At 33.9% G+C, this 13,816-nt stretch carries 8 protein-coding genes; 6 read left to right on the forward strand and 2 right to left on the reverse strand.

The features are described 5' to 3' along the window. The first annotated feature begins 77 nt into the window (after positions 1 to 77). The 6 genes from D1B31_RS15880 (at position 78) to tagH (ending at position 11,391) form a co-directional block, all read left to right on the forward strand. Entirely contained in the window at positions 78 to 1,892 is a 1,815-nt protein-coding gene (locus D1B31_RS15880; protein ID WP_118922150.1) for a methyltransferase domain-containing protein, read from the forward strand. A gap of 16 nt (positions 1,893 to 1,908) precedes the next feature. Further along, positions 1,909 to 4,920: a CgeB family protein gene (locus D1B31_RS15885; RefSeq protein WP_118922152.1), complete on the forward strand. Its 3,012-nt coding sequence runs from the start codon at positions 1,909 to 1,911 to the stop codon at positions 4,918 to 4,920. Between the two features lie 19 nt (positions 4,921 to 4,939). Further along, positions 4,940 to 6,790 carry a heparinase II/III domain-containing protein gene (locus D1B31_RS15890; RefSeq protein WP_118922154.1) on the forward strand — a complete coding sequence of 617 codons (1,851 nt, stop codon included), beginning with the start codon at positions 4,940 to 4,942 and terminating at the stop codon, positions 6,788 to 6,790. A gap of 213 nt (positions 6,791 to 7,003) precedes the next feature. Beyond that, positions 7,004 to 7,969, forward strand: coding sequence for a hypothetical protein (locus D1B31_RS15895; protein ID WP_118922156.1), 966 nt, complete (start codon positions 7,004 to 7,006; stop codon positions 7,967 to 7,969). 977 nt (positions 7,970 to 8,946) lie between these two features. Then, complete coding sequence (locus D1B31_RS15900; RefSeq protein WP_118922158.1) at positions 8,947 to 9,750, forward strand: ABC transporter permease; 804 nt, start codon at positions 8,947 to 8,949, stop codon at positions 9,748 to 9,750. 12 nt (positions 9,751 to 9,762) lie between these two features. Beyond that, entirely contained in the window at positions 9,763 to 11,391 is a 1,629-nt protein-coding gene (gene tagH, locus D1B31_RS15905) for a teichoic acids export ABC transporter ATP-binding subunit TagH (RefSeq protein WP_158587572.1), read from the forward strand. A gap of 142 nt (positions 11,392 to 11,533) precedes the next feature. Here tagH and tagU read toward each other — a convergent pair whose 3' ends face one another. Both tagU and D1B31_RS15915 read right to left on the reverse strand, forming a co-directional pair. Then, positions 11,534 to 12,481: a polyisoprenyl-teichoic acid--peptidoglycan teichoic acid transferase TagU gene (gene tagU, locus D1B31_RS15910; RefSeq protein WP_118922163.1), complete on the reverse strand. Its 948-nt coding sequence runs from the start codon at positions 12,479 to 12,481 to the stop codon at positions 11,534 to 11,536. A 251-nt stretch (positions 12,482 to 12,732) separates the two neighbouring features. Further along, positions 12,733 to 13,758, reverse strand: a complete 1,026-nt coding sequence (locus D1B31_RS15915; RefSeq protein WP_118922165.1) for a Gfo/Idh/MocA family protein — start codon at positions 13,756 to 13,758, stop codon at positions 12,733 to 12,735. Positions 13,759 to 13,816 lie beyond the last annotated feature (58 nt).

Consider the following 13,816-nt stretch of genomic DNA (forward strand, 5'->3'; position numbering starts at 1 on the left):
AAAGCTAAATACCGTGAAGTTAACAATAAATTTAGATATATATATTAAAGGTTACTTTTACTGTAAGGGGGATATTAATGGAACATTTTTTAGATCGTATTAATGAAGCTTATGAAGGTAAACTGGGTTCACAACTAGCAGAAAAGACTAGAAACAGGGTGCACTGGATAATAAAAAATTCGGTTGGAAAAAAGGTTTTGGATGTAGGGTGCAGTCAGGGAATAGTATCTATATTGCTTGGTAGGGAAGGTAAGGAAGTAACTGGTATTGATTTAGCAAAAGAATCTATTGAGATAGCAAATGAGGCATTAGGAAAGGAACAAGATAATACAAAAAACAATATTAATTTTATTCAGGGAGACTTTCTACACGAAAAATTTGATGCACACAAATTCGATACAGTAATTATTACAGAAGTATTGGAACATTTTGTATCATCGGACGCGTTATTATATAAAGCTTCTAATGTCTTAACTGATAATGGGAAAATTATTGTTACAGTGCCTTTTGGGATAAATGATTTTCCAGATCATAAACGAACATTATATCTAATGGAGATTTATAAAGAGTTAAGCGTTTATTTTGAAATATCAAATGTCGAATTTTTTGGGAAATGGATTGGTTTTATCGGTCAGAAAAAGATAGGAAAAGAAAAAACCCCGACTTTTGTTTCAGAAGAATTATTTTTTGAAGCTGAAAAGGCCTTTTATTTAGTAGAAAGAGAATTAGTGAACAAACTTAATAATTACAAAGAGCAGAATACGAAATATAAAAATCAAATTTCCCAGCAAAAAGAAAATGAGTCCAATTTAAAGAAAGAAATACAAGCAATTAAGAAAGAAAATGAAAAACTAAAGTTTCAAATTCATACTCAGAACGAAAGCATTTTTGACTTTAAGAAAAGCAATGAAAAACACAACCTAGAAGCGTTACATTTAAAATCAATGTTAGAGGAAATGTTAACTTCATTAAAAAATGAATATGCCAAAAAAGATGATTTTCATCAAGAAGCTTTGGCTCAACTTAAACTTGAATTACAAGAAAAAAAAGGTGTTATCACAGGACTGCAAGTTGACAATAAGAAAATTAGAGAGCGCATGGAAGAGATGATCAAAAATCTTAACAATGAGAAGTTATCACATAAATTGTTACAAGAAGAAACTACAAAAAATATCAGAGAAGTTAATACAAGTTTAGATGCAATGAAAGAGGAGTACCAAAATTATAAGAGAGTTGCACATGAAGAAATGAATAAATTAACAAACGAATTGGAGAGAAAAGAGGTTACTTTTGAAACTTATAAAGAAGAAGCTTCTGCAACAATAAACAAATTGCTAGAAGGAAAACAGGATTTAGATAAAGCGCTCATTACAAAAGAACAAGAAATACTAAATCTTAAAAATGGCATTCGAAGAATGTCAGAAGAGGTAAACGCGATTCAACTAAAACTTGAAGAAGAAGTAAATGATAAGGCAACACAACTTTCTTTAGTACAGGATAATTTTAACGAAGAAATAAATAAAGCTAACAATAAAATAAGCCAAGTTGAGAAAGAAAAAGAAAACATTCAGCAACTATACGACCAATCGAAAGCTGAGTTAGATAATACTAAAAACATTCTTTCTGAATTAGAAAAGATGATCAATAAATTAAAGTCTGAACTTTCTGAGGCAAAAGTTGCGAATCAAAAAAATAAAAATAGTTTTAGCAGAGAATTGTTAAACATTCAGGAAGAGTACACAAAAACGTTGACCTTGGCAGAAGGGCTCAATGAAGAACTAATTAAAGTTGTAAAGGAAAAAGAAGGTATCGAGAAAAGGTATAAATCTCTCAAAAACTCAAGATTAGGAAAAGTAACTCTTAAATATTGGGCTTTGAGAAAAAAGTTATAAACAAGGAGCAATTTACGTGAATATTAACTATTTGGAAGAAAGGCTTAAAGAAATAAGAGAGAAAAAACTGTCTGTTAAAGAAAATCTTAAAAAGTATAAGCAAAAATTCGCAGGGATGGAAAATGTTATTGGAACTGATTGGTGGTACCTGAATAATCTGGAAAACAATATTATTAATACTGGAGAACAGCTTGATATTGACCTCGAAGAAGGAAAGCATATCTATTTATCTTATCTAGAAAGAAATGTTGATTTTTCTCAACCCCCTTCACACTTCTTGGAAATAACTGAAGGGATACTGAACTGCGAAATGATTGGTGATGCAACAAGCGCACTCAAAGTAAACCTTTATATTATTGGATATAAGGAAAATCAAAAAATAAGTTTAGTTAAAGCTCCCTTAAACAAGAAGATGAAGGTAAAGCTTGATTTATCAAAGATGAATCGATTTCGTATTGCAATAAAGCTTGAGGGTAGCGGAGTATTTTCATTAAAGGAAATTAAACTTGGTTTACTAACTATTCCAGGATTTTTTCAAGAAAAATTCCTACTTAATGCAAACAGGGTAGAGCCAAATATAAATTTAACTGGTAAGTTTCATCAGATAATTGACATAAAACCATTTGAACTGCATGTTCCTGCGATTTTTTCTCATTACATTGATGTGAATAAGGAATCGATGGATTGTAAATTACCTCAAGGAAGTTATGCATATCTTCAAGGAAGCAAGAACCATGCGCTATTTGAAATTAGTAATAAAGACGTTCAGTTTAAAATTGAGCCCCTCAATTTTTATGAGATAGGTTTCAGGGGAGAGGCAAAGGGTGATATTAGACTAGACCTTATTGCTCTAGGATACAATAAAGAAAATGCAGCGGTAGATGTGAAACTTATTGAATGTAACACCTCAAACCTTATTCAATTTAAAAACGAGGTTGAAAGGGTTAAGTTTATTTTTAGAGTTCAAGGATTTGGCAGTTTAATGGATTTGAAAATTGGGATAAATTCAAAACCACGTAAAGCAACAAATATAACTTCCCTTCCATTAAATGAAGAAGCATGGTTTGTTGCAAAAAAATCAGATATAAAAGTTTCTGAAAAAAGTAATGTTTTAACAATATTTTCAGGCTCCAAACCTACATCTACAAAGACTAAATATGTTTCTTATTCAATTAAAAATAATAGTTTTGGTAAGGTGCCAGATTTCTCCGCGTTTAATATTGCAAGAAACCATTATTATGAGTTAAAGGTTAATGCAACCATAAGCGGGGAAGGTAGGATTGTTCCAATTGTTATAACGTATTCTCATAATGGTAAGGAGGATATCATCCCTCTTAAATTAAATGAGATAAATAAAATAAAGTTTAAAGATTCTGTAGAATGCTGTAGAATTGCTTTCAAAATAAACGGTCATGCTGAATTAGCTGTTCAAGAATTCAAGGTGGAAGAGTACCCTATTATTGAAACATCCGGAAATATGCAATGGATTGATTCGAAAGAGCCTAGTCTTTTGGGAGTTCTCCCCAGAAATGAAATTAGTAATATTAAAATGGCAGCTATCTTTGATGAGTTTACAAAACAATGCTTTGCTCATGAGTGTAACTTAATTACTTTTACTCCTGATAATTGGTTAGAAGTTTTAACCGAGAACAGACCTGATTTTTTAATGGTGGAATCAGCCTGGAGAGGCAACAATGGAACTTGGACTAAAAAAGTCCAATATCAAGGCGAAGAATCGGTTTCAGAACTGAGAGAACTTCTAAGTTGGTGCAAGGAAAACAATATACCGACAATATTCTGGAATAAAGAAGATCCAGTCCATTATGAACATTTTCTAGGAACAGCGAAAATGTTTGATTTTGTATTTACAACAGATAGTAATATGATTCCTAAATATAAAGAAGCATGTGGCCACGAACAGGTTTTTTGTTTGCAGTTTGCCGCTCAACCAGCTATCCATAATCCTATTACTATAGGAGAACGAGAGGAAGCCGCAAGCTTTGCCGGTTCCTATTATGCCAAGCATGTAGAAAGATCAGTCGATATGTTAAGGATATTCGAAGCGGTTAAACCCTTTGGGCTTGCCATATTCGATCGAAATTATGAGAAAGTGAAACAAGGGCTGTTAAAAAATAACCAGTACCCAGAGGATTTACAGCCATTTATTAGGGGCTCACTCAAATATTACGAAATTGATAATGCCTATAAAGGATATAAAGTTGTAATAAATATTAATACAGTAAAAAACTCTCCTACAATGTTTGCTCGAAGAGTATATGAGTCGCTAGCATGCGGAACTCCAATAATTAGTAATTATTCTGAGGGAATAGAGAACATTTTTGGAGACATAGTATATCTTTCGGAAAATGAGCAAAAGGTTAAGGAAGATATAAAAAATCTATTTACGGATAAGTTTGATTACCGAAGAAGGGTTATTAGAGGTATTAGAGAAGTTTTAATGAATCATACTTACTCTGTGCGTCTGAAACAAATTATAGATGTTCTACAGCTTCCCTATACAGTGAATCATAAAAAAGTAGTTGTCATTTCCAAGGCTGAAACTATTGAAGAAATTAATAAAATAGTAACAGAATATCAAAAGCAAACATATCAGCATAAACGCCTTATACTGATTAGCGAAGCCGATCAAGCAATTAGTTTCTCGGAAGACTCTTCCATTGAAATCTTTAATCTTCAAAACTTTATAGATACTTATAGTAATCTATTAGAAATCAAGGATTGTGACTATATTTCAGTTATGAGGCCTGATATCTATTATAATGAAAATTATTTGTTGGATCTTATGATGGCAACTAAATATGCTCCTTGGGAAATGATTACAGTGGTGCAGAAGGAGGAGCTGATTTTTGAGCAAGTAAATAAAGCTGATTTAGACTATTCAGCTATTAAATCTTCAGTGTTATCTTTATTCTCATCATATGAGGCTATAAAAATGTTAACTGAAATAAAGGATGTTTCTTTCCTAAAGAAACGTGGTGGAAGAATTTTAGGTATAACAATAGATTAAAAGAATATAAGAAGGTGTTATGATGCCATCAGTTATGGATACACTGTCAGCGAAAGACTTACTTGATGTACACAGTAAGGTAAATAATCCAGCAACCCTAGAAAGAATTTTTGAAGATTACAAGAATGACATCTATATGGTTAGTGGAAGGTATACCCCAATTGAACTAAAAGATGATAAAATTTGGACTTCAGATGCCAATGATCGAAGCTGGTTGTTTTGGCATCATTGTCTTGTAAGTGTTGCATATCTAATAGATTCCTACTATGTAGATGAGAATAAAGAGAAGTTATATTTAGCGTATGACATAGTTAATAAATGGTATGATGCGAATTATCCATCTTCATTATCTGTTATGGGATGGCATGACCATTCAACAGCGCTTAGACTACTGCATATAGTGAAGCTATACTTAGTTTTTTTACAAAGAGTGGGCGATGAGGAGATTCTGAAAGAGCTTTCGAAAATTTCAAGGAAGCATATGGAGAAATTAGCGGATCCTGATTTTTATATGCCTAAGCATAATCACGGATTGGATCAGGATATATCACTTTATATAGCTTCCTTTATATTAAAAGAAATACCAGATAGCTTAGAATGGAATAAGTTAGCTATAAACAGATTTTGGGGGCAGATAAATAATATTTTTGCGGATGACGGTTCATATTTAGAACACTCGCCTCATTATATATACTTAATGCTTGAAAGACTCTTGAATTTTTATAACATTATGAGTAAAACAAACGAACAGGAAGGAAATTATCTAAAAGATAGGATTATTAAGATAACAAAGTTTTTTATCTATACTTTGAATCCTGATGGTACTTTTCCTACTATTGGTGACTCTGAGTCACAAAGCTTTGATATAACAGGGGAGCATTGGTCCTTACTCCCTAAAGAGATTTATACAATATTACAGGCTATTAAGAAAGAGAATAATTTTGAAATTACATTACCACTTGATTCTTATTATAAAGATGGGGGCTATGCTTTCTTCCGAAGTGATTGGAATAATGATGAAAATACAGTCCAAATGACCTTTTATTCGGCGTTCCACTCAAGAGTGCATAAACACCATGATGATTTATCTTTCATCCTTTATGGGCATGGCAAGCAGCTATTAATAGATGCAGGTAAATTTACTTATCAATATGATCGTTCTGAGCGTGCTTACGTTACCTCAACATATGGCCATAATACTGTGAGAATCAATGATTCTGAAACTGATATTTCAAGATTAAACATTGGGAAAAGTGGAATTCTAAGCTTTTTGAGCACAAATAACATTGGATTCGTCTCAGGATTCCATACCCTCAAAAAAGGAATAACTCATAGAAGGATTATTTTTTATTTAAAACCTGGCGATATTCTTGTTTTGGATCTATTAAAAGGAAAAGATCTGATTAAAGGAGAACAGATTTTTAACTTCAATCAAGATTTAATGACAATATATGATGAAGATGTGATTACGGGTTATTCAGATGAAAATGAAGAAATTTTTCTAACTGACTTAATTGATAATACTCCTTTTATCAAAAGTAGAGGTGAAACTGATCCATTTAAAGGGTGGTCCTCTAATTTTTATGGTGAGTTTAAACCCAACGATTTATGGTCTAAGGAAAAGTGCGGAAATCATTTGAAATTTGCCACCTTAATTTCGTTAAAAAAAGATGATAAATTCAAAGATTTTAAGTGGTTAGAAAATGAAATCCACTTTAAATGGAAAAGTTTCAATGTTGATTTAATACTTACCGATTATTATGAGATCCTAAAAATTAATGGAAAGGTATTTAAAACAATTAAAAATTTTAATAATCCTACTTTGTTTGAAGGTATAACTGAAAATGAAATTGAGTTGCATAGAAGTTAGTTTTGAAGATGTTACTACTTTTTGCAATGACAAAATAAGTTAGAAGATCAGTTAGATATGATGTTTTTTGTCCCTTGGGAAAGGGGAAACCTGTTTTTAACAGCTACCCCAGGTAGTTTAGGGAGATTAAGACATTCGTTTCATAAAGATTGATTGCTCTAAACAGAATTGTTCGGTTAAAGTTTTCACTAGTCCATTAAGGAGGCTATGGGTTTGAATTATTCAAGAGCTTTTACTTTTAATCCCTTATTCGATAGAGGGCTAAATGAAGAAGTTAGGCTAGTAATTTATGATAATGAAAAAAGCGAATTTGCCATTATACAAAAAATACCAAAAGAGGCATCTTGGACAGTTCCTTATGATCAACTAGACACACATTTAAATTATAAGTTTAAGTATCAAATATTAAATAATGGAAAATGGGTTGATGAAGGTAAGTATACTCGTTTGCTTCCGGAATCCAAAACGGATGAAGGTATCAAATACTTGTTATACCCATATGAAGGTAGTGATAAGTTGGTTGTAATTTTTCAGGCGATTAATACGAAGCAATCATATAACTACATTAAAACCATCAAAGACGAGCCTATTAATCGTCTTTATATCAAAGATGAGTATGGAGAAGACGTTACTACTAAGAGCTCTTATTATCTAGGCAAAAGAAAAGGTATGGAAATCTTTAATGCTACTCAAAAATTAATCAAAAACGTTTCAAATTATTTAGGTATAGAAAAGAAGAATATTATATTTGCTGGGTCAAGCAAAGGTGGATATGCAGCATTGTTCCACGGATACCACTTTGGTGCTGGTCACATTATTCCCGGTGGACCACAAATATTATTGGGGGATTATCTTGGTCAGACTTCTGAAAAGTCAATTCGTCCACCCATATTCCGTTCCATAGTGGGAGAAGTAAATGAGGAAAACAAAAAATGGGCAAATCTTTTAATGTTTAATGCTTTAGAGAAAGCTTCAAAACCTTATCCTAAAACTCTCATTCATATTGGTGGTGGAGAACCACACTATAATGAGCACGTTGTTCCTTTTATGCAATGGGTAAAACAATTAGGAATTGAAAATGTTGAATTAGATATCCAAGATTACGACACACATGAAGAATTAGCAACTCATTACCCCATTTTCCTCAAAGAACAGATACAAAAGTTTGCTAGAGAATGAAAGTTGTGCAGGAGACTTCAAAAAAGTTATCGAAATCAAATGTACAACCTATTCTCCAGGTCCGCGGTTGTATATAAACTCAACTGGCGGTAGGTTTGAGGACCGAAGCAATTTTAAGGCTTCCTTCATTTCCGTGGGGAATTGTATACGGACACTAGGGTGGGCAATCTCTGTCTCATTTTAGTGCCACTTTGAACAGGTTCCGTAGCCATCCTTGACATAGCGAGAGCAACCCTTCTGTATAATTAAAACCGCAGAATAGTCTCCGAACATATAATGTACAGAAAGTTTGCTTTTCGCTGTCCTGAACAACACCTGGCATTATTTTTGTCACGTTATGGACGTAATAAACTCCCGTCCGGCTAAGTAAAGCTAAATATTTTAATTATGGTAATATAGAATGTTCTGTATTTTAATTGAGGCTGTCCCAAAGGCTTGGTTTTCAAAGTCGTTTGGGATAGCTTACTTAGAAGAGCATTAAGAATGTTACTCGTAATCTTTGATTCTATAAAATCTTAATTTACATTTAGTGATAACTTACTAAAGCAATTTTGATAAAAAGACTTTGTGTATATCATTTTAATTGTCCTCCTGGTGATAATTGTATGTTGCTCCAATATTATGCAATATATGATTTGCGTTAAAATTTCCCCCTTATAACTTCATCCCCTATTTATACATATAAATTGAAAATTCCATGTATAAAATCTGGTGTTTTAACTTATATGTTATTCCATTAGTCGAACTTATCGGGAGTGGCAACCAAAAGACCAATTCCCCCAAATCGGTTTTCTTCTCCGAAATGGGCAGATGCTGCTGTTCCAAGTTCGATATAATTGTGAAAATGATTGGGAGATTGAGGTTTTATTGGGTAATATTACCATTATGGCGTTGGGATTTTTGAATCTTTATTTTTATTAATATGATATAATCATGTATTGTGGCATAGGTATACTTTGGTGAAGGATGTATTATTAATGAAGCCGATTATGACGATCTTAAAAGAGTTGATAGTTAATATCCATTTGATTATTAGGCTTGCTGTTTATGAAGTGAAGGGAAGCTACCAGGGGCATTACTTAGGGGTATTTTGGCAGTTTTTAAGTCCCGCACTTCAATTGTTTTTATATTGGTTTGTTTTTGGGGTAGGTTTAAGGAGTGGAAAGCCAGTAGGTGAAACCCCCTTCTTTATTTGGCTTATGGTCGGGCTTATACCTTGGTTTTTTTTAAGCGGTTCAATTTTACAAGGGTCTAATAGTATTTACTCTAAAGTGAATCTTGTGTCAAAAATGAAGTTTCCTGTAAGTGTTTTGCCTTCTATTACTATAGTCGGTAAAGCATTTGGCTTTATGTTAATGTTGCTAATTTTATTCTTTATACTTTTTGTTTACGGGATAAATCCTGGTCTCTACTTACTCCAGCTACCCTACTATCTATTAAGTATTTTTGCTTTTTTATTTGCAACTACATTATTATTTTCAACTATATCAACTATAGTACGTGACTTCCAACAAATCATTCAGTCTTCAATGAGAATGTTATTATATTTAAGTGGGATTTTTTGGGATATCAATAGGTTACCGGATGTTTTTGTAGGAATTTTGAAATTAAATCCTCTTTACTATATAATCGCTGGTTTTAGAGATACATTTTTAGGGCAACAGTGGTTTTTTGATGATTGGCAGTATACGTTGTACTTTTGGTCAACCACGTTATTGATTCTGTTTATCGGTTCAGTCGTTCACATCCGTTTTAGGAAGCAATTTATAGATTATATCTAAATGTGGAGGCTTATGATGGATAAAAAGCCTAAGGTAGTTTTTAAAAATGTATATAAAAGATACTCTCTAATAAAAAGCAATAAACTTATGAATATACTTTCATTAAAAAAGAATGAAAAAAGTTTTTATGCACTTAGGGATATATCATTTGAAGTATATGAAGGTGAAACGGTTGGTGTAATTGGGATCAATGGGTCTGGAAAGTCGACCCTTTCTAATCTTTTGGCCGAAGTAGTTCCACCATCAAGCGGTAAAATTGAAGTGGATGGTGAAACGTCACTCATTGCTATTTCTGTAGGATTGAATAATAATTTAACAGGTCTAGAGAATATTGAGTTAAAATGTTTAATGCACGGTATGAAAAAGGATGAAATTAAAAAAATCACACCATGCATAATTGATTTCGCTGATTTGGGAGATTTTATATATCAACCGGTAAAAAACTACTCAAGTGGAATGAGGTCGCGTCTCGGTTTTGCTATTTCTGCACACACGAATCCAGATGTCATGGTTGTAGATGAAGCATTATCTGTAGGAGATCAAACTTTTTACCAAAAATGTATCACTAAAATGAATGAATTTAAGGCTCAAGGGAAAACCATTTTCTTTATTAGCCATTCTGCAGGGCAAATTCGGTCATTTTGTGATAAAGCAATATGGGTTCATTATGGTGCAATGGTTGATTTTGGTGAAAGCGAAGAAGTTTTGGAAAAATATAATCAGTTTATTAAATGGTTCAATTCGTTAAGTGAGGAAGAGAAAAAACAATACAAGACAGAAAAGTTAAATTTGCAATATGCGGAAGAGGACGACCTGTCGTATTCCAGTAAATCAAGGCTGAGTAGTAAGAAGAAAAAATATAAATTAGGTAATATACGAGACTTTACTCTTTTTTTATCATTATTCCTGTTTAGTATCGTTGTTTTATTTTCTAACAATATTCACTTAGTTGGGGCAATTAAAAATGTAATAAATAAACCAGAAACTCCAGCCCAAAAAACAATTAATAAAGACGACAATAAGGAAATAACCAGTGAAAAAATTGATAAAACTGGTTTTATCAATTCAGAAGTTGCCGATATTTTTGTTTCGTCCGATTTAAAACAAAAAGTGAATTCATTAGATTTTATGAAGGAAGTCTTTGTTGAGGAATCTTTCGATAATTCTTTTTTAATTTCGTATGCTGGATTAAAAGGTTATGTTCATAAAGAGGATATATGGATTCCAAGTGGGGAGCCTCATGCTTCTTCAATTGATCCTAATTACTTCTTACCAGCTTTTCCGGACTCTTTTAGAGTTGCATACGAGTATTACTTAGTATTTGTAAATGAGGAAAAAGAACTTATTGAAAGTAAAGTAAGAGGAAAGACTGGAGAAAGAACTGATAAATTTAATAACCAGTACATTTCCTATGGACCCACAGAATATCGTATTAATCCCGATACCCAGGAATCAGATGCAATTCTCGTAAATGAATTAGCACTTGGGTTAGTAAATCTAGAAGAAATTTTGAGTGAAGCCACTCATAAAAGTAATAATGGCGAGCTATATTTTTTTCTGAATGATAAGTACAAAATGGTTCTTAATATAAATGATAGGTCACTCTTGATAGAGCCGAATAATGAAAATGGTGAATCATAGCAATGAAGAAGTTTTTCGAGATCTTTAAGGGAACTATCAATTTAAGACAGCGTACTGCAAATTGTTACAAATAAAAAAGAAGCTTGCGATTTCGCAAGCTTCTTTTTTATAATGATGTTTTAAAAGATAAGATAAGCTTAAATTATTGTCCATCTGTAAGATGTTCTTTTAACAACGTCTGTACCCTTGCTTTTTCTTCATCAGGCACCTGATAATAATAAACCTTTTTTCCTTCTGATCCTATCATGGCGCCATTGCCTTTCAGCTCAATTTGTTCAATGTTTTTGCCAGCTGCTTTATATTTGCTTTGAACGGTGACCATTTCATCAAAAGTCATATTGGTTCTGAGGTTGTTGCCAAGCGCGCTGAAAATGTCGCCATAGTTTGTCAGGCTTTTCAGTGAGGCACCTTCTCTGATAATCCCCTGGATGATTTGCCGTTGCCGTTCCTGTCTTCCAAAATCCCCTCTAGGATCCTGCTTCCTCATTCTTGTATAGGCTAATGCCTCTTTACCATCAAGAGTAACTTGCCCCGATGAGAACTGAACACCTTGGGAGGCAAAAGCTTTTTTGTTTTGGACTGTCACGCCGCCTACAGCATCAACAATATCCTTAAATCCTTCCATGTTTACCTGGACAAAATAATCTATCGGAATATCAAGGAAGTTTTCGACGGTATCCATAGACATTTCTACTCCGCCAAACGCATAAGCATGGTTTATTTTATCTTGCGTTCCTCTGCCAATAATTTCAGTTCTTGTATCCCTTGGAATACTAAGCATTTTAACAGAGTTTTTATGCGGGTTAACTGTCATAACAATAATAGAATCAGAGCGGCCCCTGTCATTTGCGCGCTGATCCACCCCTAATAGTAAAACGGAAAATGGATCGGTATCTTTTAATGACAGCTCAGTATTTCGCTTGTCAGACTTCCTGTCAATCTTCTGGTGCATCGTATCTACAGCCTTATTAAGGGAGTTGTATACTGAAAAGACATAGGCTCCTGCACCTAATAATAACACCAAGGTGGAGATTAATAGTATTTTCCCCCATTTTCTCTTTTTCTTCTTACCATCAAAACGTGAACTCATGCTAATGCCTCCTATATTTCATGCTAATCCTCAAAGGATAATAATCAACGTGGCTAAATGTCCCCAATTAATAGACGAATCTTCGACAAAAAGGTTTCTGTTCCGCTATATTATTATACTGGATAAACTAGTAAAATAGTGTGGAATTTTTATGGAAATTGAAAATAAATTTTTATGGTATATTTTTAAAAAAATCCCCAAAGAAAAAACACAGCTCGACAGCTGTGTTTTTTGTTTTGAAATAAGAAGTTTTATTTTGGCGAAACATCGTATGCCCTAAGGATGATTTCCATCGCTTTTTTGCCTTCTTCTCCATTGATAAGAGGTTCAGTATCATTGTTAATGGCATCGATAAAGTCTTTATAAAGGGGCGTATGGCCTTCGCCGTACACGTTGTCAATATCCGTACTATGGTCTTCTTTGTCGTAGTCGCGCTCATCCGCAAATTGCCATGTCTTGATTTCATTTACGGCCAGGCCGCCAATGACAACTGTTCCTTTTTCGCCGAATATGCTGAGTGTTTCTTCAAGGTTTTTCGGATAAACAACAGCGCTGCCCTCGACAATGCCGATCGAGCCGTTCTTAAACCGGATCAGGATCGCGCCAAAGTCCTCCATCTCGATATCGCGCAGGAAAGTTTCCCGCTCAGCATGGATTCGTTCTATTTCTGAGCCTCCAAGCATCCATTGCAACAAATCAATATTATGAATGCATTGGTTCATCAGTGTACCGCCATCAAGCGCGGCAGTTCCCCGCCATGGCGCCTGATTGTAATAATTCATATCCCGGGTCCAGAGAATACGAGCAGTTCCGCTCATAATCCGGCCGAAACGCCCTTCCTCGATAGCTCTTCTAAGCTTCTGAATCGGAGGATTGAATCTGTTTTGGTGCGAAACACAAATTTTCTTGCCTTTTTCTTTTGCGAGCGTAATCATGGCATCCGCATCTTCCACGGAAAGCGCCATCGGCTTTTCAACAAGAATATGGGCGCCGTTGTTCATGCAATCAAAGGCATGCTCGGCATGATAACCGCTCTCTGTCGCAATTGTCACGGCATCAAGCTCTTCGTTTTTCAGCATTTCCATATAGTCTGTATAAACGTTTACCTCTGCACCCGAAACATGGGATTCGTACTGTTCTTTTCGATCGGATGCTTTCTTCTCGTCAATATCGCATACGGCAACCAATGTTGCATATTCGCTATTGTTAATCAATGCTTCAACATGCTTGTAGGAGATTCTCCCACAGCCCAGTATCGCAAACTTTAATTTAGTCATTTTATCCTCCTGTATCAGACAAGTGAAATTTTGCTGCCTGGTTACTCAGGCACCTCAA

It is taken from the genome of Neobacillus notoginsengisoli (genome assembly GCF_003515685.1).
In the GTDB taxonomy this organism is placed as follows: Bacteria; Bacillota; Bacilli; order Bacillales; family Cytobacillaceae; genus Bacillus_D; species Bacillus_D notoginsengisoli.

Excerpts from the sequence above, each read along its gene's own strand:
- D1B31_RS15880 (WP_118922150.1), top strand. The coding sequence starts at position 78 with ATGGAACATTTTTTAGATCGTATTAATGAAGCTTATGAAGGTAAACTG.
- D1B31_RS15890 (WP_118922154.1), top strand. The coding sequence starts at position 4,940 with ATGATGCCATCAGTTATGGATACACTGTCAGCGAAAGACTTACTTGAT.
- D1B31_RS15900 (WP_118922158.1), top strand. The coding sequence starts at position 8,947 with ATGAAGCCGATTATGACGATCTTAAAAGAGTTGATAGTTAATATCCAT.
- tagH (WP_158587572.1), top strand. The coding sequence starts at position 9,763 with ATGATGGATAAAAAGCCTAAGGTAGTTTTTAAAAATGTATATAAAAGA.
- tagU (WP_118922163.1), bottom strand. The coding sequence starts at position 12,481 with ATGAGTTCACGTTTTGATGGTAAGAAGAAAAAGAGAAAATGGGGGAAA.
- D1B31_RS15915 (WP_118922165.1), bottom strand. The coding sequence starts at position 13,758 with ATGACTAAATTAAAGTTTGCGATACTGGGCTGTGGGAGAATCTCCTAC.